At 66.0% G+C, this 21,060-nt stretch carries 19 protein-coding genes and 2 tRNA genes; 6 read left to right on the forward strand and 15 right to left on the reverse strand.

Translation table 11 applies throughout. The annotated features are described in order from the left end of the window. Positions 1-62: 62 nt before the first annotated feature. The 5 genes from WFK98_RS06805 to WFK98_RS06820 form a co-directional block, all read right to left on the reverse strand. Positions 63-1,271 (reverse strand): AI-2E family transporter, encoded by a 1,209-nt coding sequence (locus WFK98_RS06805; protein ID WP_336799731.1) that lies wholly within the window; start codon positions 1,269-1,271, stop codon positions 63-65. Between the two features lie 695 nt (positions 1,272-1,966). After that, positions 1,967-2,059: transfer RNA gene (locus WFK98_RS06810), tRNA-Ser, on the reverse strand. 298 nt (positions 2,060-2,357) lie between these two features. After that, the gene (locus WFK98_RS27340; RefSeq protein WP_442907378.1) at positions 2,358-2,747 is read right to left on the reverse strand and encodes a ParB-like protein; all 390 of its coding nucleotides are present in this window, start codon (positions 2,745-2,747) and stop codon (positions 2,358-2,360) included. Between the two features lie 216 nt (positions 2,748-2,963). Next, positions 2,964-3,152 carry a hypothetical protein gene (locus WFK98_RS06815; protein WP_336799732.1) on the reverse strand — a complete coding sequence of 63 codons (189 nt, stop codon included), beginning with the start codon at positions 3,150-3,152 and terminating at the stop codon, positions 2,964-2,966. A 107-nt stretch (positions 3,153-3,259) separates the two neighbouring features. Continuing rightward, positions 3,260-3,631: a DUF971 domain-containing protein gene (locus WFK98_RS06820; RefSeq protein WP_336799733.1), complete on the reverse strand. Its 372-nt coding sequence runs from the start codon at positions 3,629-3,631 to the stop codon at positions 3,260-3,262. Positions 3,632-3,786: 155 nt separating this feature from the next. Between WFK98_RS06820 and moaA the strand changes: the two genes are divergently transcribed. Then, complete coding sequence (moaA, locus tag WFK98_RS06825) at positions 3,787-4,815, forward strand: GTP 3',8-cyclase MoaA (protein WP_336799734.1); 1,029 nt, start codon at positions 3,787-3,789, stop codon at positions 4,813-4,815. Positions 4,816-5,027: 212 nt separating this feature from the next. After that, on the forward strand, positions 5,028-5,942 hold the full coding sequence (locus WFK98_RS06830; protein WP_336799735.1) for a DMT family transporter: 915 nt from the start codon (positions 5,028-5,030) through the stop codon (positions 5,940-5,942). Here WFK98_RS06830 and WFK98_RS06835 read toward each other — a convergent pair. The 6 genes from WFK98_RS06835 to WFK98_RS06860 all read right to left on the reverse strand — a co-directional run bounded on the left by WFK98_RS06835 (position 5,923) and on the right by WFK98_RS06860 (position 13,371). After that, complete coding sequence (locus WFK98_RS06835; RefSeq protein ID WP_266340034.1) at positions 5,923-6,576, reverse strand: nitroreductase family protein; 654 nt, start codon at positions 6,574-6,576, stop codon at positions 5,923-5,925. The genes WFK98_RS06830 and WFK98_RS06835 overlap by 20 nt on opposite strands. Before the next feature lie 338 nt (positions 6,577-6,914). Continuing rightward, a complete protein-coding gene (locus WFK98_RS06840; RefSeq protein ID WP_266340035.1) occupies positions 6,915-7,706 on the reverse strand; it encodes an ATP-binding cassette domain-containing protein in 792 nt (263 codons plus the stop codon). 8 nt (positions 7,707-7,714) lie between these two features. Next, positions 7,715-9,997 (reverse strand): ABC transporter permease, encoded by a 2,283-nt coding sequence (locus WFK98_RS06845; protein WP_336799736.1) that lies wholly within the window; start codon positions 9,995-9,997, stop codon positions 7,715-7,717. A 143-nt stretch (positions 9,998-10,140) separates the two neighbouring features. Then, entirely contained in the window at positions 10,141-11,226 is a 1,086-nt protein-coding gene (locus tag WFK98_RS06850; protein ID WP_336799737.1) for a substrate-binding domain-containing protein, read from the reverse strand. Positions 11,227-11,588: 362 nt separating this feature from the next. Next, complete coding sequence (locus WFK98_RS06855; protein ID WP_336799738.1) at positions 11,589-12,392, reverse strand: NAD-dependent epimerase/dehydratase family protein; 804 nt, start codon at positions 12,390-12,392, stop codon at positions 11,589-11,591. Positions 12,393-12,423: 31 nt separating this feature from the next. Continuing rightward, positions 12,424-13,371: a dihydrodipicolinate synthase family protein gene (locus WFK98_RS06860; protein ID WP_266340039.1), complete on the reverse strand. Its 948-nt coding sequence runs from the start codon at positions 13,369-13,371 to the stop codon at positions 12,424-12,426. A 212-nt stretch (positions 13,372-13,583) separates the two neighbouring features. Here WFK98_RS06860 and WFK98_RS06865 point away from each other — a divergent pair, with 212 nt between their 5' ends. Continuing rightward, a complete protein-coding gene (locus WFK98_RS06865) occupies positions 13,584-14,462 on the forward strand; it encodes an SMP-30/gluconolactonase/LRE family protein (protein ID WP_336799739.1) in 879 nt (292 codons plus the stop codon). A 152-nt stretch (positions 14,463-14,614) separates the two neighbouring features. On the opposite strand, the gene WFK98_RS06870 is transcribed toward WFK98_RS06865, so the two are convergent. From WFK98_RS06870 to WFK98_RS06885, 4 genes are all read right to left on the reverse strand, one after another. After that, positions 14,615-15,022 (reverse strand): acyl-CoA thioesterase, encoded by a 408-nt coding sequence (locus WFK98_RS06870; RefSeq protein WP_266340041.1) that lies wholly within the window; start codon positions 15,020-15,022, stop codon positions 14,615-14,617. A gap of 94 nt (positions 15,023-15,116) precedes the next feature. After that, a complete protein-coding gene (gene glnA, locus WFK98_RS06875; protein WP_266340042.1) occupies positions 15,117-16,526 on the reverse strand; it encodes a type I glutamate--ammonia ligase in 1,410 nt (469 codons plus the stop codon). A 114-nt stretch (positions 16,527-16,640) separates the two neighbouring features. Then, positions 16,641-16,979 (reverse strand): P-II family nitrogen regulator, encoded by a 339-nt coding sequence (locus WFK98_RS06880; RefSeq protein WP_018185381.1) that lies wholly within the window; start codon positions 16,977-16,979, stop codon positions 16,641-16,643. A 234-nt stretch (positions 16,980-17,213) separates the two neighbouring features. Continuing rightward, the gene (locus WFK98_RS06885; RefSeq protein WP_336799740.1) at positions 17,214-17,645 is read right to left on the reverse strand and encodes a TIGR01244 family sulfur transferase; all 432 of its coding nucleotides are present in this window, start codon (positions 17,643-17,645) and stop codon (positions 17,214-17,216) included. Positions 17,646-17,851: 206 nt separating this feature from the next. On the opposite strand from WFK98_RS06885, the gene WFK98_RS06890 reads away from it, so the two are divergent. The 3 genes from WFK98_RS06890 to tig all read left to right on the forward strand — a co-directional run bounded on the left by WFK98_RS06890 (position 17,852) and on the right by tig (position 20,900). Beyond that, positions 17,852-19,324 carry an NAD(P)H-hydrate dehydratase gene (locus WFK98_RS06890; RefSeq protein WP_336799741.1) on the forward strand — a complete coding sequence of 491 codons (1,473 nt, stop codon included), beginning with the start codon at positions 17,852-17,854 and terminating at the stop codon, positions 19,322-19,324. A gap of 63 nt (positions 19,325-19,387) precedes the next feature. Next, positions 19,388-19,472, forward strand: a tRNA-Leu gene (locus tag WFK98_RS06895). A 75-nt stretch (positions 19,473-19,547) separates the two neighbouring features. Then, on the forward strand, positions 19,548-20,900 hold the full coding sequence (gene tig / locus WFK98_RS06900) for a trigger factor (RefSeq protein ID WP_266340045.1): 1,353 nt from the start codon (positions 19,548-19,550) through the stop codon (positions 20,898-20,900). The last annotated feature ends 160 nt before the right edge of the window (positions 20,901-21,060 follow it).

Genomic DNA, 21,060 nt, shown 5'->3' on the forward strand with positions numbered 1-21,060 from the left:
TTCCGGGTGTGGCGATGCCTGGTCTCGACAGGCGGGTTGCGCTGGGTAGGCAGCCTCTCGGCCTAGAGCTGCGCGATTTCGGAGCGGATCTCTTCGGGCAGCTCGCCAGGCTTGGGCTTGATTCCCGTGAGCGGCGGGTCGGTAGCCTCGATGTCGCGGATCCACTCGCGCCAGATCGCGACGAGAAGCGCCATCAGCACCGGGCCGATGAAGAGGCCGAGGAAGCCCAGCGTCTTCACGCCGCCGACGAGGCCGAAAATGGTGGGCAGGAAGGGCAGCTTGATCGGTCCGCCGACGAGCTTGGGGCGGAGCGTCTTGTCGACGATGAAGAGCTCCACAGTTCCCCAGACGAACAGCGCAAGACCGGCGACGATCGAGCCGCTGGCCGCGAGGTAGACCGAAACCAGCGACATCGCCAGCGGCGCGCCGCCGGGGATGAGCGCCATCATGCCGGTGATGACGCCGAGCGTGATCGGGGAGGGCGCGCCGGCGATCCAGTAGGCGAAGCCGAGCACGATGCCCTCGCCGATGGCGATCAGCGTCATGCCGGTGACCGTGGCGCTGATCGTCGCCGGAACTACGCGCGAGATCCGCTCCCAGCGCATCGGGATGATGCGCTCGCCGATCAGGTCGATCTTGGCGACGAACAACTCGCCGTCGCGGAAGACGAAGAACAGCGTGATCAGCATGAAGATCAGGGTTAGCAGCAGGCCGAAAAGGCCACCGCCGGCGGCGAGCACGGCTCGGTAAATGTTGCCGATATTGGCGCCGCTGATCGCATAGATCATTTCGCCGATCGCGCCGGGGCGTCCGACATATTCGGCCCAGCGGATCGACAGCCATTCGCCGATGCCGGGGATATTGGCCATCCAGGCCGGAACGTCGGCGCCGAAGCGGTTGGTCTGGATCGCCCAGGCAGAGAGACCGCGCACTTCGTCGATGGCATACCAGCCGGCGATGGCGATCGGCACGATCAGGAACAGTGTGAAAAGCGCGAGCGCCAGGGATGCCGCCGCCGTCCGGTTGCCGCCGGTGAAATCGACGATGCGGCGATAGATCGGCCAGCCGGCGAAGGCGATCACCAGCGCCGCGAGGACCGGCACGACAAAACTGTGAAAGAAATAGATTCCGGCGATCGCGATCAGGATCAGAAGCCAGCGCGCGGCGGAAAGCGGGGCGATCAGCCCCGATCTCGACGATCCTGCAGTGCCCAGCAGCCGGGGTTCACGCGTCGGCGTCGGGGGCTCCACAGGAAGGCGCGCATCAGGCAAGTCATAAACTCCAATAGCTTAGCGCGTGGGACACGCGACCCCGATAGCAGGCGACACAGCCGGAGGCGGAAGCCGTTGTCAGTGTGGCGGATGCAATCGCCCGTGCCAACGCAGCCAGTTTGGCATTTTTGACTCCGCCATGGGAGACGCCGGGGTGGTCCCATCGTCGCAGCGTCCCGCGCAGCCGATGGCCTCCACCCTTTCGACGCCGGGAGAGCGCCTTTCCGGCACGCCGGGGCTGGAGACTCCGGATCCCGGCGGAACGCCAAATCGCCCGATCCTAGCCGGCGATTGTCGCGCCCGGATGACGGCGGAAGGAGAGGAGAGGGCGAAGGTGACGCCCTGGTGGCCCGCTCCAGGGGCGGGTGGCAACATTCGTCAGGTCACGCGAGGAAAGTGGCGGGGCGAAGACGGCGCCATCGCGCGCAGCTTGCTCCTTTGCTTTCGTCTGCCGGACGAGCCAGTCACGCGCGGGCTCAGATGCCGAGTTCCGCCTTCTAGGTTCGCCCTCGACCTTCACGAAGGCCGATTCCCGAGCCGATATGGCACGGGCCCGAGCCGCGGCGGTTGGATCCTGGCTACAACGGGATGATCCTGCACCTGGCGACGCCGGTCGTGGAGACGGGGACCGAAGCGGGATGTTCCGCCTCTAGCCAACGAAGCAACAGCTGTATCAAATCGATAGATAAAGGGAATGGCGGAGAGGAAGGGATTCGAACCCTCGAGACGGTTTTAAGCCGTCTACTCCCTTAGCAGGGGAGCGCCTTCGGCCACTCGGCCACCTCTCCGCCGCTGGTGTTACCGGCACAAATCGCGGGATACAAGCGGTTTCGTGCGGGGGCTGACCTTTTCCACACGGGACGATCTTGCGGCTTCTCAAGGCTCGGTGGGGAACAAAGCGGGATCCAGGGATCTGGGTGCACCCGAATGGAGCGGGTGCCGTCGCGCTCTGTTCGCGCTCCGCCTGTTCAGGCGCCGGTTGCGGATAGGAAGCCGGAGGCGAAGTCTGGCGGGCTGCCGTGCCGTGCGGCCGGGGCTGCCGATGGCGGGATATCCGCCGCCCGAATCCGGCAGGGAACGGCCGCATCAGCCGGGCATGTGGCTGGCGCTCCTGGTCTTGGCCGGCGAAATTGTCGGTGACGCGGGACCTCTCGATGGTTCGCCGGAGGGAATCCGCCAAAAGGAATTCGCTGCAGAGCGACATGTCCTTGGCATAGCCGCCAACGCGACGCAGCGCCCCTGCAAGCGATTGAAAGGGGTGTCCTGCATCTGGCCGATCGATTTCGGGGTGTCCTTGTAGGTGTGGAACTCACCATCGGCGTGGTAGCGATGCATCCCGTTCTGGTGGGCCATCACGAACCAGAACGTGCTGGTGTCGAGGTGGTGCAGATCGGCGACCGGCCTGGTCAGCACATGCCTCACTTGCTCGCGCTGCCCCAGGGGAACTCCGGCCTTAGATCGCCGGCCTCGTGCCATTGCGGCTGCTTCTCGCGAACTTCCAGCATCCGACGGTCAACTGGGTCGGCCGCAGTTCGCGAGTACGACCGGTCCGGAGCGCCGGTTTTCCGACCTTCCAATGTCGAAATCTGGGCTCCTACCCGGTCGAAGCGCCGATTGTCCGCGTGCGGGTGAAAGGCTCCCGCGTCCCATTGTTCATTCGCTTTCGTCCGTCACGGAGGGCGCCCGAAAGAGTCACGACAGCGCGGCGCGTTCGTTCTGCAGGGTTTCGAGCTGCTGCTCCAGATCCGCCATCCGGTCCGCCAGACGGGTCTCGCTGGCCGCGCCCGAGGCGGAGGAAGCCTGCTCCGTCAAACGCTGCATCGTTTCCCGGATCGCTGCGATCCGGGCATCGATTTCGATCAGGACCTTGGCGTCGGTCATCTGTCTCCTCCCGGCAGCCTTGTCGCCAGCTGCGCTTCCGCGAATACAACGCGGAAGTAGTGGCAAAAGTTCAATGGCGATGGGGGAGGGACGGCGTCGTTGCAACCTCAGCGGCGGTTGCGCGAAAGGCCCTTGTCCTGCAACTCGGCCAGATAGGCCGCCCAGAGCCTGTCGTGGTCGCGGCCGAGCTCGGCGAGATAGGTCCAGGTGAAGAGGCCGGTGTCGTGGCCATCGTCGAAATTGAGGCGGACGGCGTAGTTGCCGACCGGCGTTATCGAGCCGATCGCGACGTCGATCTTGCCGGGCACGGTCTGCTTCTGCGCCTTGCTGTGGCCCTGCACCTCGGCCGAGGGGCTGGTGACGCGGAGATACTCCGCCGCCAGCGCGTAGCGCGCGCCGTCCTCGAAGGTCACGGTCAGCGTGCGCTTGTCGGGCGACAGGCGGATTTCGGTCGGCCAAGGCGTGGATGCGGTATTCATGATGGACCCCGGCGGCCGGCAGGCCGCGAAAATGGCTCGGGTCGCCGCGCCGCGACGCCCGCTTTCAGCCGCGCACCTTTGAAACGACGCGACATCTCGTCTACATAGCAGAGATCGCCGCCCAGACGACAAGACGGGCGGGTCGAGGAATGTGCATGAACCAGATCGTGCCTCTGGTGGCCGAAACGACGCCGATGGTCGATCCCTTCGGTCGCTCCATTACCTATCTCCGCGTCTCGGTGACGGATCGGTGCGATTTCCGCTGCGTCTATTGCATGGCCGAGGACATGACTTTCCTGCCGAAGCGGGACGTGCTGTCGCTCGAGGAACTGGACCGGCTTTGCAGCGCCTTCATCGCCAAGGGCGTGCGCCGGCTGCGGCTGACGGGCGGTGAGCCGCTGGTCCGCCGCAATATCATGTCGCTGGTTCGTTCCCTCGGTCGCCACCTCGACAGCGGCCATCTGGACGAACTGACCCTCACCACCAATGGCTCGCAGCTTTCGCGTTTCGCTGGGGAACTGGCCGATGCCGGCGTGCGCCGCATCAATGTTTCGATCGACACGCTCGATCCGGCCCGCTTCCGCCAGATCACCCGCTGGGGCGACCTCGACAAGGTGATGGCGGGACTGGATGCCGCCCAGGCGGCCGGCCTCAAGGTCAAGCTCAACGCCGTCGCGCTCAAGGGCGTCAACGAGCACGAGATCGACGACCTGATCCGCTTCGCGCATGGGCGCGGCATGGACCTGACGCTGATCGAGACCATGCCGCTCGGCGAGATCGAGCTCGACCGAACCGAGCAATACCTCCCGCTTTCGACCGTGCGGTCGCGGCTCGAACAGCACTGGACGCTGAAAGACATCCCCTACAAGACGGGCGGTCCGGCGCGCTATGTCGAGGTGGCGGAGACGGGCGGGCGGCTCGGCTTCATCACGCCGCTGACTCATAATTTCTGCGAAAGCTGCAACCGCGTGCGGGTCACCTGCACGGGCACGCTGTTCATGTGCCTCGGCCAGGAGGACGCCACCGATTTGCGTGCGCCGCTGCGTGCCTCCGAAAGCGACGCCCTGCTTTCCGCCGCCATCGACGAGGCGATCGGGCGCAAGCCCAAGGGGCACGACTTCGTTATCGATCGCGACCATCGCCGACCGGCCGTAGCCCGTCACATGAGCATGACCGGCGGCTAGTTCTCGAAACGGCCCCGTCTATGCTGCGCTGCACACTCCGCGTAGCTGGCGAGCGCGCCCGTTTTTCTTCCCTTTCATGTATTTCGTGACGCAAACGGCGTCACTTCGGTTGCTTCGTGCCGGTTTATTGGTCAATCTCGTCCAGTCAGGGCCGAGCCGCCCGGACCCGGATCATCTGCGGCGCCGCGTTGCCGCGCATTGCCTGAAGTCCCATGCCCGCCCTGGCCGATAATTCTCGCGGCATCATCATGATGGTGCTCTCGAACCTGGTCTTCATCATCAACGACACCCTGATCAAGCTGGTCAGCGAGGGCCTGCCGACCGGCCAGATCCTCGTCATAAGGGGCGCGATTTCCTTCCTGCTGATCTCCGCCGTCGTGTTCGCGACTGGCATGCACCGTCAGTGGCGCGCCGTGTGCAACCGCATGGTCGCCTGGCGGACGGTCGGTGAGATCGGCGCAACCGTGCTTTACCTCTACGCGCTCTTCAACATGCCGATCGCCAATGTCTCTGCGATTGGCCAGATCGTGCCGTTGATGACGACGGCCGCGGCCGCCATCTTCCTGGCGGAGCCGGTAGGCTGGCGCCGGTGGACGGCGATCGCGGTCGGTTTCTTGGGCGTGCTGCTGATCATGCGGCCGAGCGTATCGGGCTTCGACATGTTCTCGCTGGCTGCGTTCGCCTCGATGGGGTTCATCACCATGCGCGATCTCGTCACGCGCGAGATGCCGTCCGGCGTGCCGACGCTGCTGGTGGTTGCGGTCACGGCCGCCGCGATGACGGCGACGGGGGCAACCCTTTCCTTGGTGGAGAACTGGCCGGTTCCGTCGCTGAAGCAGTGGGCGATCCTCGGAGCCGCGTCGACGCTACTGCTCTGCGGCTACGGGACGTCAATCATGGCGATGCGCTTTGGCGCCATGGCCGTCGTGGCGCCCTTCCGCTACACCGGCATTCTGTTCGCGGTCGTGCTCGGCTTCCTGGTCTGGGGAGACGTGCCGAACGTGCTGACGCTGGTCGGCACGCTCATCGTCGTGGCGACCGGCGTCTATACGTTCCGGAGGGAAATGCGGCTGGCACAGCAGGTGCGGTCGATCGAGGCGAGCGCTGTCAGCCGGTCCAGTGCGTGACGATCGCGTCCATGTCCGGGCGAGCCCGATCGGCGGGACGCTCGGTCTGGCGGCCAAGATGGATGAAGCCGGCGACACGCTCGCCTGCCTGGACGCCCAGAATTGCGGCGGCTTCGGGGTCGCGGCCCGGCCACTTCAAGAGCCACTGGGTCGCGTAGCCATGCGCCGAGGCTGCCGAGATCAGGTTCATGCCGACGGCGCCGGAGCCGAGGATCTGGTCCCATTCCGGGATGCGAGACGTCGGATCCGGGCGGCTGACGACGACGACGGTAACAGGCGCGCGCATCATGTAGAGCGTCCACATATCGCGCTTCGAGAGGTCGAGGCCCGGATTGCGGGCGGCGTAGAGTGCGTCGAAGCGCCGGCCTGAGGCCTGCCGGGCCTCGCCGGCGATCACGATAAAGCGCCAGGGCGCCAGGCGTCCATGGTCGGGCGAGCGGGCGGCAATCTTCAGGATACGGTCGAGATGATCGGCCGGGATCGGCATCGGGTCGAAGGCGCGCATCGGCACGGAGCGGCGCGTTTCGAGCTTGGCGAGCATGTTCGGCGAGAACTGCAGTTCGAAGTCGTCGTCATAGACCGGAACGGCCGCCGAAGCCGGTGCGGCGTGATGGGAGGAGCCTTGATGGGTCATGTGGGGGGCAGGCTTTCATCTTCAGGCGCGGTTTACGCGCAAGAAATGCTCCCCGACCGGATGATTTGCAAGATTGGGAGGAGGGTGGAATACCCTGCTTCCAGCACACGCTGAGGACGAATTCGCGTTTCGTGTTGCGCGGATTCGACAGTATCCGAACAGAAACCTGCACAAATTCCGACCTGAGGCGGCAAATTTGTGGGCAGGTGCCGCAGGCGCGCGAACTCGGCCTCATCCACCGCGACGGACATGTCGATGCGTATTGCGCGCGCGGAGCGCGGCGCCTCATCGTGCCGCGCCATACCTCGCGAGCCGGATCACGGCTCGCGCAAGCCGACTCAGGCGGCGCGGCCTGCCAGCGCCTGGTCGGCGGTCAGGGCCGTCTCGGGCGTGCCGGAGACGATCAGTTCCAGCACTTCCTGTTCGGTCGTGTGCTGGATGTAGCGGTCGCCGACATTCTGGCCGCGCTTCATCACCATGATGCGGTCGCCGACCTCGAAAATGTCGGTCAGGCGGTGCGAGATGATGATCTGCGCCACGCCCTGGCGCTTCAACTCGGCCATGGTCTCGAGCAGCCGTTCCGTCGCCATGACGGAAAGATTGGCGGTCGGCTCGTCGAGGACGACGACGCGCGGGTTGAAGGAGATGGCGCGGGCGATGGCGACCGACTGCTGGCGGCCGCCGGAAAGGCTCTCTACCTTCTGGAACACGGAATTGACGTCGACCTTGAGCCGCTTCAGCACCTCGTCGGCTTCGGCATACATGCGGTTGCGATCGACGAAGAGGCCTTTCTTCGGCCAGCGACCGAGGAAGATATTCTGGGCGATGTCCATGTTCCCGCACAGAGCGAAGTCCTGGTAGATCATTTCGATCCCCTCTTCGCGGCTTTCATGCGGGTTCTTGAAGTGGGTCGGCTTGCCCGACACCAGAACGTCGCCGGTATCGCGCTGGTAGGCGCCCGTCATCACCTTCATCAGCGTTGACTTGCCGGCCGAATTGTCGCCGACGAGGCCGAGGATCTCGCCCTCGCCGAGGGTCAGGTTGATGTCCTTCAGGGCCTGGACGGGGCCGAAGGCCTTGGAGATGTGACGCATCTCGACGATCGGCTTGGCGGTCTTGTTTTCTGACATGGGCGTTCTCAGACGTGCGCTGTTTCGGGCGCGGGCCCGGATTTGCGGGAAAGGCGGCGACGGATGGCACCGGCCAGGTCGCCCTGGCGGAACCAGATGTCGCCGACGACGGCGACGACGAGGATCAGGCCGATGAAGACGTTGACCCAGTGCTGCGGCATCACGAAGGATTGGCCGTTGCCGAGGATCAACTGCAGCGACAGCAGCGACCGGATGAGCGCGATCACGGCGGCACCGGCGAGGGCGCCGAGCACCGTGCCGTAGCCGCCAAAGATCGAGCCGCCACCGATGATGACGGCGGCGATCGCGTCGAGCTCGCGGAGCTGGCCGGCCGACGGATTGAACGAGCGCAGGAAGGCGACGTAGATGACGCCGGCAAACGCCGCGCAGAGCGCCGAGAACACCAGGCTGAGCGCCCGCACCCGCGCCGTGTTGATGCCGGCATAGTCGGCGGCGCGGCGATTGCCGCCCGTCGCATAGACCATCTGGCCGAACGGCGTCTTGGCCAGGACGATGCCGGCGAGAACGGCGACCACGACCATGAAGATCGTCTGCACGCTGAGCGCCGCCGCGATGTCGTAGAGCAGCGTTCCCCGCGCCGGCGCGATGCCGAAATAGGCCAGCGCGTCGATCAGCTTGCGGCCGATCAGGTTGAACGCCTCCGGGAAGGAGGAGAGCTGCCGGCCCGCCGTCAGCCAGGCGCCGATGCCGCGCGCCATGTAGAACATGCCGAGCGTCGCGACGAAGGCCGGCAGACCGAAGCTGACTGTTAGCAATGCGTTAACCACGCCGGCCGCCGCGCCGGCGATCAGGGCGATGAAGACGGCCTGCCAGGGATCGAAGCCCATCTGCTTCATCAGGAAGGCGCAGGTGGCGGCGGAAAGCGCCAGCACCGAGCCGACCGAGAGGTCGATGTCGCCATTGGCGATGACATAGGTCATGCCGATCGCGAGCAGGCCCACCTCGGTGAAGGACAGCATCAGGTTGAAGGTGTTGTCGAGCGAGCCCCAGAAGTCGGGACGGAGATAAAGCCCGACGCACCAGAGCACGACGGCGAGAATGATCGCCGCCGCGTCGCGCCGGGCCAGGAAGTGGCCGATCGGACCCCGCGCCCGCATGGAGCGGTCGGAGGCGGACGAGCCCTTGGTCTGCGCGCCCTCGATCGCGACACCGCCCACCTCGATGACGGGTGGCAGAGGACGCCCGCGCAGCCGCGCCCAGAGGCGCGGGAAGACGTTGCGGCGGATGACCCAGGGCTCGATCAGCACGGAGATCAGCAGGATCAGGCCGAGGAAGGCCGGCACCGCGCCGGGCGGCAGCTGCGCCATCCCCTGCACCTGCATCTCGACGTCGCCCACCTTGACGGTGCGGGTCATCGGGATGCCCTCGCGCAGCACCTTGTCGATTAGCGTGACGAGGACCGCGCCGAGCGCGCCGCCGATGAGCCGGCCTCGACCGCCGAGGATCGAGGCGCCGCCGACGATGACGGCGGCGATGACGATCAGCTCGGCGCCCTGGCCATATTGCGAGGTTATGCCTTTGTCCTGCGCGACGCTCATCAGGCCGGCGAGGGTGGCCGCCAGCGCCGAGAGCACATAGGCGCGCATGCGGACGCGACGGGTCGGGATGCCGGCATAGGTCGCCGCCAGCTCGTTGCCGCCGGTGGCGTAGGTCTCGTAGCCCCAGCGCGTCTTGGCGAGCACGATCATGCCGACGACAGTCACCAGCACGAAGATCAGGATCTGGTTGTTGAAGCCGAAGGCGTTGGTCTCGCCGATCTGGAAGAACCAGGGCGCCGTCGCCGCCTTCTCGCTGTAGGAGACCGTCTTGCCGCCGGTGAGCCCGAGTACGAAGCCGCGCCCGATGAACAGCATGGTCAGCGTCGTGATGAAGGAGGGAACGCGCAGGACGGTGATGAAGAAGCCGTTGATCAGCCCGACGCCCAGGCCGACGAGAATGGCAGCGACGAGCGACGGCACGATGCCGAGGTCATAGTAGGAGGTTGAGAAAGCGAGCGAGAAGATCGTCGCGACCAGTCCGAAGGTCGATCCGACCGAGAGGTCGAGGTCCTTGTTGATGATCACGAACGTCATGCCGGCGGCCATCACGCCGTAGCGGGCGGTGTCGCGCAGGATCGCCGAGATCGCGTCGGTCTGACCGAAGAACTTCGGGTTGATGAAAACGCCCGCGAGGTAGAGCAGCACCATGAAGATCAGCAGGCCGACTTCCCAGCCCCCGATCAGTTCGAGCGGCAGGCGTCTGCGTGCGGGGGCAAGGGTCGTCGATGTCATGGGCTTTGCATCTTTGCGTCGAAACGAGCCTCTGGCTCCAGGGCGCGTCGCGTCTCTCCGTCCGGGCGCGCGAGGCCGATCCGGACAGAGAGACGGAAGCGTCGTCCGCCAGCGCTTCGCGGGGAAGGCTGGCGGAAAGCGGCCTAGTTTTCGAAGCGCTTGCCGACCAGGTCGACCGTGTCCTTCGTCACGAGCTGCGCGCTCGTGTCGAGATTGGCGGCGGAAACGCCGCGGTCGATCTGGAGATAGAGCTGGGCGACGGGCCAGAAGCCCTGCAGGAAGGGCTGCTGGCCGAGCGAGCCGGTGAGCGCGCCGGTGCGGATCTGTTCCTGCTGCTTCGGACCGAGGTCGAAGCCGAAGGCGCAGATCTTGCCGTTGAGCTTCAGCTGGGCGACGGCGTCGCCGAGCGCCGGGGTGACGAAGCCGTTCGCCGCGAAGCCGCCGACGACGTCGCCGCGCGACTCGATCAGCGAGACGACGGAGTTGACGATGTCGTCCTTGTTCACGTCGATGCCGATGTTCTCCGGGCCGGCGTCGACCTTGAAATCGGCCAGGCGGCCGGCGTCGTTCAGCGCCTTGACGGTGGCCTCGAACGCAGCCGTGACGCGGCGGTTGACCTCCTCGTTGCCGAGCGTCGTCGTCGACGGGAAGATGATCGAGCCGCCCTTGGCGCCCGAGTCGAGGATGCACTTGGCGAGCGCCTCGCCGCCGATCGCCGCCGCCGACGAGAGCTGGCCGGTGTGGCTGATCTGCGAGCGGTGGGCGAGCTTCGGATCGAACGAGTTGGTGGTCGCGACCGGGATGCCGTTGGCGAAGGCCTTGTTGACGATGTCGTCATAAGCGCCCGACTGCGGCGTGGTCATGATCAGGCCGTCGATCGTCGGATCGTTGATGACCTGGTTCAGGATCTCGATTTCGCGCGGAATGTCGTCGACCGGCGCTTCGGAGCCGAGCTTGATCAGATTGATGCCGAAGGCGTCGGCGGCAACCTGCGCGCCGACATAGGTCGGATCGAAGAAGCCGTTGCCGGCCGTGTGCGTGACGATGGCGAAGGTGAGCTTGCCATCCTTGGAGTGGAAATCCTTGGTGGTCGGCGCTTCCTTGGCCGCATCCTCGAACGAATAGCCGCCGACGGCCTTGCCGAGCGAGCCGCCGCCCTGAGCGTGCGCCAGCGTGGCGATCAGCGAGACGGACGCGCCGAGCGCCAGCGTCTTCAGAACCTTTTTCATAACTATCCTCCCCAATAGCTAAACCCGGGAGCGTTCTGCGGCGCTCCGGGATCAGCGCAGCATAGGCAAGCCGCCGACCTGCCGCAACGTCCAGATGATGCAAGTTGTCATAGTTTTGAGGTTCGCACCTCAATCTACATCGCATTGCTTCAACAATGTGAGATCGATTGCTGCAATGCAAAAAGTCTAGATAGTTCAAAATCCGCAGCAATTCACACTTGCGAAGCGGCGCCGTTGCGCTGCGGCAGGCTTTGTATCGCCCGTGGCCCCGGCGGTGGATTTACTGAAAGGCAGCCCCGAGGCGCCAGACGGACGGGAATTGTCGATCGGCGGCGCGGCCGGCGGTCGACGGCGTGCCGAGGCTAGGGCAGGGCGTCCGGATCGCCGCTGAACTCGACGCCCGAAAAACTGCCGCCCTGGGTTTTCTCGGCGATCGGGTCGTCGGAGGTCTTGCCGGCGAGGGCCGCGATGAAGCGGTCGGCGCTGTCCCGGGGCGTGTAGCCGAGCCGCTCGGCATTGGCATTGTCCCAGAAGGAGCGCGAATTGTCGGAAACGCCGTAGACGATCTCGTAGGTGTAGTCGGCCGTGAGCCCGACATCGATCATCCGGACCAGATCGCCGAACGACATCCAGGTCGACAATTGCCGGGCGTCGGCCGGCTCGGCATAGGACGAGCCGATGCGGATGCAGAGGGCCGCGATGCCGTGCTTGTAGGCGTAGAGCGCGGCGAGATCCTCGCCGAACGCCTTCGACAGGCCATAGCGACAGTCGGGCGCCGCCATGGCGCGATGATCGATGCGCTCGCTGCGGCTGTGCAGGCCGATCACGTGATTGGAACTGGCGAAGACGATGCGTTTCACGCCGGCCTTGCGCGCTGCCTCCCAGAGATTGACCGCGCCGAGGATGTTGGCCGGAACGACCGTGTCCCAGTCCGCCTCGGTCGAGCGGCCGCCGAAATGCAGGATGACGTCGACGTCGCGGCAGAGCTTGGTCACGGCATCGGCGTCGGCGAGGTCGCAGCGGACGACTTCCTCGCCGGGGCCGGCCGGGGCCATCTCGGCGACGTCGGAAAGCCGCAGCACGGGGAAGCGGCCGGCGAGACGCTCGCGCAGCACGCGGCCGAGATTGCCGGCGGCGCCGGTCAGCAGGACGCGATGATAGGGCATGATCCGTCCTTTGCTCGGGCGCCGTCGCCGATCACCTTACCGTCGTGGCGCTTCCATGCTCAAGACTGGCGGCCCGCAGCGTCGCCGCGGCGGCTCGGATGTCGGCCAGCACGGTCGGATCGTCCAGATTGGTCAGGAACGGCGACATCGGTCCGGTCGCGCTGATGCCGGCCAGCGCCACGGCCTCGTGCAGGACGCGGATCGGCGAATGACGGTCGCGCAGGTCCTCGAGCGGAAGGAAGTGCTCGCGCAGGCTGGCGGCCTTGGCGACGTCGCCTTGCGCCAGCGCCCGGCGGATCGCCGTCGAGAGATGCGGCGCGATGCAGACCGAGCCCGACGTGAAGCCGTTCAGGCCGAAGCCGGTCAGATGGTCGATCACCGGCCGCTCGCCGATGCCGCTGATGATCCGCTCGGCCGAGCCGACGGCATCGAGCAGGGTGGCGAGCAGGGCGTCCTCGGCGGGGTTCTTCCGCACGACGGCATATTTGACCGCGCACACCGCGCCATCGGCCAGCAGCGCGGCGAGATCGCGCGGCTCCAGGTAGCCCTCGTTCTTTAGGTAGGCGATGACCGGCCTGCCATAGCGGTCGGCCAGCTTGCGGATGCCGGTCGCGACCCCGCCGGGCGTGGCCGGGAAGGTGAGGGGCAGCAGCATCGCGGTCGGGAAGGCGCGCTGGCGCAGCAGGTCGATCTGATCGCAGGACTTGCCGTAGTCCGCGCCGAAGGACGGGATCATCCAACCATCGGCCGGCGAGATCCGTTCCAGCACATCGAGCAGCGTCGCCAGTTCGGCGGTGCCCATGTTGTAGAGGTTGGCGTTGCCGCCGAAGAGATAGGTCGTCACGCCGCCGGAATGCAGCCACTCGACGAGCCGCCCTGTCTCTCCCTCATGGATGGCGCCATCCGCGCCGCGCGGCAGCGGCGGCACGGACAGAACGGAACGGGCGAGATCGGCGGGGGTAACGGCATCTGTCTTCATCTGACGGCTCCGACATCAACTTGTAATTTATTATTACATATTGGGTCCGTTCTGGCGACCGAAATCCGTGCATTTCGCGATTCCGTGATCGGGATTGAGCAGGCAGGTGACAAATCCGGGGCTCTGCAACGGTCGAAGCCGCACCTGGCGGCGGTCGACGCGGAGCAAAGGGCGTGCGATGGTGCGCCCCTGCAATCAACTGGAGACTCTTCATGACGGATCTCGGCCTTCGCCCGCTCGTTCCCACCCTGCACCAGCTTGCCGAGAGTGCCGTCTATGACGATCGCAACAACCGGCTGCTCTATTGCGACATCCCCGACAAGGCGATCCACGCGGTGGACCTCGCCACGGGGGAGACGCAGGTGTGGCGCTTTCCGACCGTGGTCGGCTCGTTCGGCCTGACCGAGAGCGGCCGGTTCGTCGTGGCGCTGCGCGACAGCGTCGTGATCTTCGATCCGGAGACGGGTGACAGCCGGACGCTGGCCGAAATCGAGGCCGACATGCCCGATACGCGCCTGAACGACGGCAAGGTCGGGCCGGATGGCTGCTTCTGGGTCGGCAGCATGGACGCGAATCGCCAGCCGGTCTGCGCGCTCTACCGCGTCGCGCCGGACGGCACCGTCGAGAAGAAGGTCGACGGCCTGATGGTGTCGAACGGTCTCGCCTTCAGCCCGGACGGGCGGACGATGTTCCATTCGGATTCGCGCGGCCCCTGGATCGACCGCTGGAGCCTGGATCCGGCAACCGGCGAAATCAGCGATCGCAAGCGCATCGCCGTGCTCGACGACACGATCGGCCGGCCGGATGGCGGCGCCACGGACGCCGAGGGCTGCTACTGGAGCGCCGGCGTCTCGGGCGCCAAGCTGAACCGCTTCTCGCCGGAGGGCGAACTGCTGGCGAGCTATGACGTTCCCGCCGCCGCGCCGACCATGCCGGCCTTTGGCGGCCCGGACATGAAGACCCTGTTCCTGACCAGCCTGCGCGACGGCCGGACCGAGGAGCAGTTGCAGCGCTGGCCGCTGACGGGTTCCGTCTTCATCGGCACGTCACCGGTCGCCGGCTCGCCGGTCTCGCGCTTCCGCGACGTCTAGCTTTTCAAGGGGCGAGGTTCGAAGATCCTTGCCCCAACCCTCTCCCGCGAGCGGGGGGAGGGAGTAGTCGCCCGCCCTGGCGCCGGCCCAAACGCCTTCGCCCGCTCGCGGGAGAGGGGTGGGCGAGGGCCTTTCTCCTATCGGAGCGCGCGTCAGCCCTCTTCCGGCGGCAGCGGTCGCGACTTGCGGGTCGCGTCGATCGCCACGAAGGTGAAGGTCGCCTCGGTCACCTTGGTGACCTCGTCGCTCTGGCGGTTGCGCCGCCAGGCCTCGACGAAGACGCGCATCGACGAGCGGCCCGTCGACAGGATGCGCCCGTAGATCGTCACTTCGTCGCCGACGAAGACGGGGCTCAGGAACGACATTCCATCCACCGATGCCGTCACCGTGCGGCCCCGCGCGCGCCGGGTCGCGATCGTGCTCGCGCCGAGATCCATCTGCGACATCAGCCAGCCGCCGAAGATGTCGCCGGCCGGGTTGGTGTCGTGCGGCATGGCGATGGTGCGGATGACGGGGATGGTCGTCTGGTGCGGGAAGTCCGGCGCGTTCTGGGCGGTCATCGTGGTTCCTGAAAGCTGGCGATCGGCTGGCGATCGGACTTGAAACGAAACGGGGCGCCCGAAGGCGCCCCGCTGATACTGCATCCGGGTCCGGTCAGACCGAATAGTACATGTCGAATTCGACCGGGTGCGGGGTGTGCTCGAAGCGGATGACTTCTTCCATCTTGAGCTCGATGTAGGCGTCGATCATGGACTTCGAGAAGACGCCGCCTTCCAGCAGGTAGGCGTGGTCCTTCTCGAGCGAGGCGAGCGCTTCACGCAGCGAACCGCAGACCGTCGGGATCTTCTTCAGTTCCTTCGGGGGCAGGTCGTACAGGTTCTTGTCCATCGCGGCGCCCGGATGGATCTTGTTCTTGATGCCGTCGAGGCCGGCCATCAGCATGGCAGCGAAGGCGAGGTAGGGGTTCGCACCCGGATCCGGGAAGCGGACTTCGACGCGCTTCGCCTTCGGCGAGGTCGCGAACGGGATACGGCAGGAAGCCGAACGGTTGCGCGCCGAGTAGGCGAGCAGGACCGGAGCCTCGTAGCCCGGGACCAGACGCTTGTAGGAGTTGGTCAGCGGGTTGGTGAAGGCGTTCAGCGACTTGGCATGCTTGATGATGCCGCCGATGTAGTACAGGCAGGTCTCCGACAGGTCGGCGTATTCGTTGCCGGCGAAGACCGGCTTGCCTTCCTTCCAGATCGACTGGTGCACGTGCATGCCCGAGCCGTTGTCGCCATAGACCGGCTTCGGCATGAAGGTGGCGGTCTTGCCATACGAGTTTGCGACGTTGTGGATCGCGTACTTGTAGATCTGCATGTGGTCGGCCATCGTCACGAGCGTGCCGAACTTGACGCCGAGCTCATGCTGGGCCGAAGCCACTTCGTGGTGGTGCTTCTCGACGACGACGCCCATCGACTGCATCGCTGCGAGCATGTCGCCGCGCATGTCCTGCAGGCTGTCGATCGGCGGGACGGGGAAGTAGCCGCCCTTGGTCTTGACGCGGTGGCCGAGGTTGCCGCTCTCGTAGTCGGTGTCCGAGTTGGTCGGCAGCTCGATGTCGTCGAGCTTGAAGCCCGTGTTGTACGGGGTGGCCGAGAACTTGACGTCGTCGAAAACGAAGAATTCGGCTTCCGGGCCGACATAGATCGTGTCGCCGATCTTGGTCTGCTTCAGGTAGGCCTCGGCCTTCTTGGCGATGCCGCGCGGGTCGCGGTCATAGGCTTCGCCGGTCGACGGCTCGAGTACGTCGCAGACGATCGAAAGCGTGGACTGCGCGAAGAACGGGTCGATCGCGGCGGTCGACGGATCGGGCATCAGCAGCATGTCGGACTCGTTGATCGCCTTCCAGCCGGCGATCGAGGAGCCGTCGAACATCGTGCCTTCGGCGAAGATCTCTTCGTCGATCATGCCGATGTCGAACGTCACGTGCTGCCACTTGCCGCGCGGATCCGTGAACCGGAAGTCCACATACTTCACGTCCTGCTCCTTGATGAGCTTCAGGACGTCTTTCGCGGTCGTCATCAGTTTCTTCCTTCTATCAGGGGAATTGTGCCCGGTCGTGGCTGAGGCAAGCAGGAACCGGCTGGGCCGGGGGAGGGAATGCCGACAATCACATCTGTCGGCGGAATGAAAGAGCTATATCGCGTCGAGTCCGCTTTCGCCTGTGCGAATCCGAACCGCCTCCTCGATGTTGGAGACGAAAATCTTGCCGTCACCAATGCGACCAGTTTGCGCGGCCTTGCGAATGGCATCGACCGCGCGTTCGACGAGCTCGTCGCCCAGCACGATCTCGACCTTCACCTTGGGCAGGAAGTCGACCACGTATTCCGCGCCGCGATACAGCTCGGTGTGGCCCTTCTGCCGTCCAAAGCCCTTGGCTTCGGTGACGGTAATGCCTTGCAGGCCAACTTCCTGCAGCGCTTCCTTCACTTCATCGAGCTTGAAGGGCTTGATGATGGCTTCGATCTTCTTCATTGCCTCCGCATCTCCGAATGCTTGCCTCAAATGCCTGCCAACCTGGCCGATCTGTCGGCCTGGCAACCTCACTTGCAGTCTCCGTGCCAATTGCCGGCTTTGCCAGAAAACGCCAGAAAATTGGGCTTATCGCACCGCATCATAGCGCGTATCGCGCAAAAGCCATCTGAATATTGATCAATTTATAGGCAATTGATCAACAAGCTGGCATCAGTTGCGCAGCGCGCCCGGCAATCAGTGGCCGTTGCGTGCCAGCCAGGCGTCGGCGCCCCGCATGTCGAGGCCGTGGCTGGCGCCGAAAGCCGGCAGATCCTCGCGCTTCATGCGGCCATCCAACACCTCGCCGATGGCGAAGAGGGTCAGCGAGCGCGTTCCACTGCGACAATGTGCCAGCACCGGGCCGTCCGTCTTCGCCAGCACCGCCTGCAGGTCGCGCACGTCCTGCTCGCGGATCGACGGGCCGGTGACGGGAATGTGGGCATAGGTGAGCCCGTTCTTCGCCGCGGCCTCGGCTTCCTCGGCCGATGCCGGCTGCGTCGGCTCCTCGCCCTCGGGGCGATTGTTGATGACGGCCTTGAAGCCGAGCCCGGCCAGCGTGGCGAAATCCTCGAGTTCGATCTGTCCGGCGACGGAGAGCTTGTCGTTGATCTTGATGAGGGCGGTCATGCGCGTGTCCCTGTTCCGAATGATGTCGGCGGAGAACTTACCGCAGCACGGAAAATGAACAACCTCGCCGATGGCGCCGCGGGTGGCTTCGTCGCGGCCACCGATCCTGCCGGCAACGCGGTTGCGATATGGCCGGTGCCGCTCCACTCTGCCCGGGCGACAGGGCGGGCTGCAGGGCGCCCGTGCGCGGCAGATGGGTGGAGAGCATGATCGAGCTTTTGACGCCGGCGGAGATGGCCGAGGCGGACCGGTTGACGATCGCCGCGGGAACGCCGGGGATCGAGTTGATGGAGACGGCCGGGCGGGCCGTCGCCGACGTGGTGGCGCGCTCGCCGCTCGGCGCGCGAATCGCCATTGCCTGCGGCCCCGGCAACAATGGCGGCGACGGCTTCGTCGCGGCGCGCATCCTGGCCGGGCGCGGCTACCGCGTGCAACTCGGCCTGCTCGGCGGGCTCGACCGGCTGAAGGGGGACGCGGCGCTGGCGGCCGCAGCCTGGCGCGGCGAGGTCGTGTCGCTCGCCGAACTCGATTTTCATGGCAGCGGCGTCATCGTCGACGCGCTGTTCGGCGCCGGCCTCGATCGCGAGATCGGCGGCGAGGCGGCGCGCGCCATCGAGACGATCAATCGTTCGGGCGCGCGCATCGTCGCCGTCGACCTGCCGAGCGGCATCCAGGGCGAGACCGGCCAGGTTCTGGGCGTCGCCGTGCGGGCGACCGAGACCGTGACCTTCTTCCGCGCGAAGCCCGGCCATGTGCTGATGCCGGGCCGGGTGCATGTGGGCCGGCTGACGGTCGCCGACATCGGCATCCGCGAGACGGTGCTGGAGCGGATCGCGCCCAAGGCCGCGCTCAACCGCCCCGAGGCCTGGCTGCCGTCTCTGCCGGTGCTGAAGGTCGACGGCCACAAATATGACCGCGGTCATGCCGTGGTGGTTTCCGGCGGCATGACGCAGACCGGGGCGGCGCGGCTCGCGGCGCATGCGGCGCTGCGGAGCGGGGCGGGGCTGGTGACGCTCGCATCGCCGCCGGATGCGCTGGCGGTCAACGCCGCCCATCTGACGGCCGTCATGCTGAAGCGGATGGACGGCGCCGACGGCCTGGCGGCGCTCCTTTCCGATCGCCGGCTCAACGCGGTCGGCCTCGGGCCCGGCCTCGGCGCGATCGAGGTGGCGCGGCCTCTGGTCGAGGCGGCGCTGGCGTCCCCGGCGGCCGTGGTCCTCGATGCCGATGGCCTTTCCGCCTTCAAGGCGGAGCCGCAGCAATTGTTCGCGCGGATCGCCGGCCGGCCGGCGCCGGTGGTGATGACCCCGCATGACGGCGAGTTCGCGCGTCTCTTTCCCGATCTCGCCGCGCTTCCCGGCAAGCTCGACCGCGCCCGCCAGGCGGCGGCCCGTTCGGGCGCGGTCGTCCTGCTCAAGGGGGCGGACACGACCGTCGCCGATCCGTTCGGCCGGGCGATGATTGCCGACAATGCGCCGCCTTATCTCGCCACGGCCGGTTCGGGCGACACGCTCGCCGGCATCATCCTCGGCCTAGTCGCCGAGGGCATGCCCGCTTTCGAGGCAGCGGGCGCGGCGGTCTGGCTGCATGGCGAGGCGGGAGCGGTGCTGGGGCGCGGCCTGATTGCGGAAGATCTCGCCGACGCGCTTCCCCGTGTGTTCACGCGGCTTTTCGTTTGACCCTGCGACCGCTAGTGCTATAGAGGCGCCACCTTGGCCGGAGCCTAGCCGCGACCGGTTATTGCGGGCGTGGTGGAATTGGTAGACACGCTGGATTTAGGTTCCAGTGGCTTGCGCCGTGGGGGTTCAAGTCCCTCCGCCCGCACCAACGTCCGGAATAAGCCGTGAATGCAGCCGGGCGAAACGCCAAAGACCGATCGGATCAAGACAGAAAGCGCTGAACATGCAGGTGACCGAGACCCTCGCAGAGGGCCTGAAACGTGAACTCAAGATCGTGGTCCCGGCGACCGAACTCGACAGCCGCCTTTCGGCGCGCCTGGAAGAGATGAAGGGCCAGGTCCAGCTCAAGGGCTTCCGTCCGGGCAAGGTGCCGGTGGCGCATCTGCGCCGCATCTACGGCAAGTCGGCCATGGCTGAGATCGTCCAGAACGTGCTGAACGAGAACGCCCGCAAGACGCTCGAGGAGCGCGGCGAGCGTGCTGCGATGCAGCCGAGCTTCGATCTGCCCGAGGACGAGGCCGATGCCGGCGCCGTGCTCGAGGGCAAGAAGGATCTCGCCTACACGATGACCTACGAGGTCCTGCCGAAGTTCGAGCTCGGCGATTTCAAGGGCGTCAAGATCGAGCGTCCGGTCGCCGAAGTCACCGACGAGGAAGTCGACGGCGAGATCAAGCGGCTCGCCCGCGATTCGGCCGACTACGCTGCCAAGGATGGCGCGGCTGCCGACGGCGATCGCCTGACCATTTCCTACCTCGGCAAGCTCGACGGCGAGGCCTTCGAGGGCGGCGCCGACGACAACGCGTTCGTCACGCTCGGCTCGGGCCGCTTCATTCCGGGCTTCGAGGAGCAGCTCCTCGGCGCCAAGGCCGGTGAAGAGCGCGTTCTCAACGTGACCTTCCCCGAGGAATATGGCGCGAAGCAGCTGGCCGGCAAGGCAGCGACCTTCGACGTCGTCGTCAAGGAAGTGGCGGCTCCGGCCGAGACGACCATCGACGACGAGTGGGCGAAGAAGTTCGGTATCGAATCGCTCGACGAGCTGAAGGCCACCATGCGCCAGCAGCTGCAGAGCCAGCTCGGCGCCGCGACCCGCACCAAGGTCAAGCGTCAGTTGCTCGACCAGCTCGACGAGAAGCATGCCTTCGAGCTGCCGCCGACCATGGTTGAGCAGGAGTTCCAGAACGTCTGGAACCAGGTCACCCAGGATCTGCAGCGTTCGGGCCGCAGCTTCGCCGACGAGGACACGACGGAAGAGGCCGCCAAGGCCGACTACCGCAAGATCGCCGAGCGCCGCGTGCGCCTCGGTCTCGTCCTGTCGGAGATCGGCGAGCAGAACTCGATCCAGGTCACCGACGAGGAGGTGCAGCGCGCTCTCGTCGACCGGATCCGTCAGTTCCCGGGCCAGGAAAAGCAGGTCTACGACTTCTACCGCGAGAACCCGGACGCGCTGGCCAGCCTGCGCGCGCCGATCTTCGAGGAGAAGGTCGTCGACTACGTTCTCGGCCTCGCCGACATCACCGACAAGACGGTGTCGCGCGAAGAGCTGATGAAGGACGACGAGGAAGAAGCGAAGGCCTGATCGGCCTCCGTTCCGCCTCCTTGACGGGCGAGGCTCGTCTCCGCAACGAACTGGGCGACCCGGCGAAAGCCGGGTCTTCCGCACGAAACGGTCGGGATGCAAGGAGATCGCCGATCTCGACCGTGTCGGGATGACGATCTGCGAAAGGGTCTTCCGCGAC

The sequence above is a fragment of the Kaistia sp. MMO-174 genome (genome assembly GCF_037147815.1).
Taxonomy (GTDB): domain Bacteria; phylum Pseudomonadota; class Alphaproteobacteria; order Rhizobiales; family Kaistiaceae; genus Kaistia; species Kaistia nematophila.

Excerpts from the sequence above, each read along its gene's own strand:
- WFK98_RS27340 (WP_442907378.1), bottom strand. The coding sequence starts at position 2,747 with ATGGCACGAGGCCGGCGATCTAAGGCCGGAGTTCCCCTGGGGCAGCGC.
- WFK98_RS06815 (WP_336799732.1), bottom strand. The coding sequence starts at position 3,152 with ATGACCGACGCCAAGGTCCTGATCGAAATCGATGCCCGGATCGCAGCG.
- WFK98_RS06820 (WP_336799733.1), bottom strand. The coding sequence starts at position 3,631 with ATGAATACCGCATCCACGCCTTGGCCGACCGAAATCCGCCTGTCGCCC.
- moaA (WP_336799734.1), top strand. The coding sequence starts at position 3,787 with ATGAACCAGATCGTGCCTCTGGTGGCCGAAACGACGCCGATGGTCGAT.
- WFK98_RS06830 (WP_336799735.1), top strand. The coding sequence starts at position 5,028 with ATGCCCGCCCTGGCCGATAATTCTCGCGGCATCATCATGATGGTGCTC.
- WFK98_RS06835 (WP_266340034.1), bottom strand. The coding sequence starts at position 6,576 with ATGACCCATCAAGGCTCCTCCCATCACGCCGCACCGGCTTCGGCGGCC.
- WFK98_RS06840 (WP_266340035.1), bottom strand. The coding sequence starts at position 7,706 with ATGTCAGAAAACAAGACCGCCAAGCCGATCGTCGAGATGCGTCACATC.
- WFK98_RS06845 (WP_336799736.1), bottom strand. The coding sequence starts at position 9,997 with ATGACATCGACGACCCTTGCCCCCGCACGCAGACGCCTGCCGCTCGAA.
- WFK98_RS06850 (WP_336799737.1), bottom strand. The coding sequence starts at position 11,226 with ATGAAAAAGGTTCTGAAGACGCTGGCGCTCGGCGCGTCCGTCTCGCTG.
- WFK98_RS06855 (WP_336799738.1), bottom strand. The coding sequence starts at position 12,392 with ATGCCCTATCATCGCGTCCTGCTGACCGGCGCCGCCGGCAATCTCGGC.
- WFK98_RS06860 (WP_266340039.1), bottom strand. The coding sequence starts at position 13,371 with ATGAAGACAGATGCCGTTACCCCCGCCGATCTCGCCCGTTCCGTTCTG.
- WFK98_RS06865 (WP_336799739.1), top strand. The coding sequence starts at position 13,584 with ATGACGGATCTCGGCCTTCGCCCGCTCGTTCCCACCCTGCACCAGCTT.
- WFK98_RS06870 (WP_266340041.1), bottom strand. The coding sequence starts at position 15,022 with ATGACCGCCCAGAACGCGCCGGACTTCCCGCACCAGACGACCATCCCC.
- glnA (WP_266340042.1), bottom strand. The coding sequence starts at position 16,526 with ATGACGACCGCGAAAGACGTCCTGAAGCTCATCAAGGAGCAGGACGTG.
- WFK98_RS06880 (WP_018185381.1), bottom strand. The coding sequence starts at position 16,979 with ATGAAGAAGATCGAAGCCATCATCAAGCCCTTCAAGCTCGATGAAGTG.
- WFK98_RS06885 (WP_336799740.1), bottom strand. The coding sequence starts at position 17,645 with ATGACCGCCCTCATCAAGATCAACGACAAGCTCTCCGTCGCCGGACAG.
- WFK98_RS06890 (WP_336799741.1), top strand. The coding sequence starts at position 17,852 with ATGATCGAGCTTTTGACGCCGGCGGAGATGGCCGAGGCGGACCGGTTG.
- tig (WP_266340045.1), top strand. The coding sequence starts at position 19,548 with ATGCAGGTGACCGAGACCCTCGCAGAGGGCCTGAAACGTGAACTCAAG.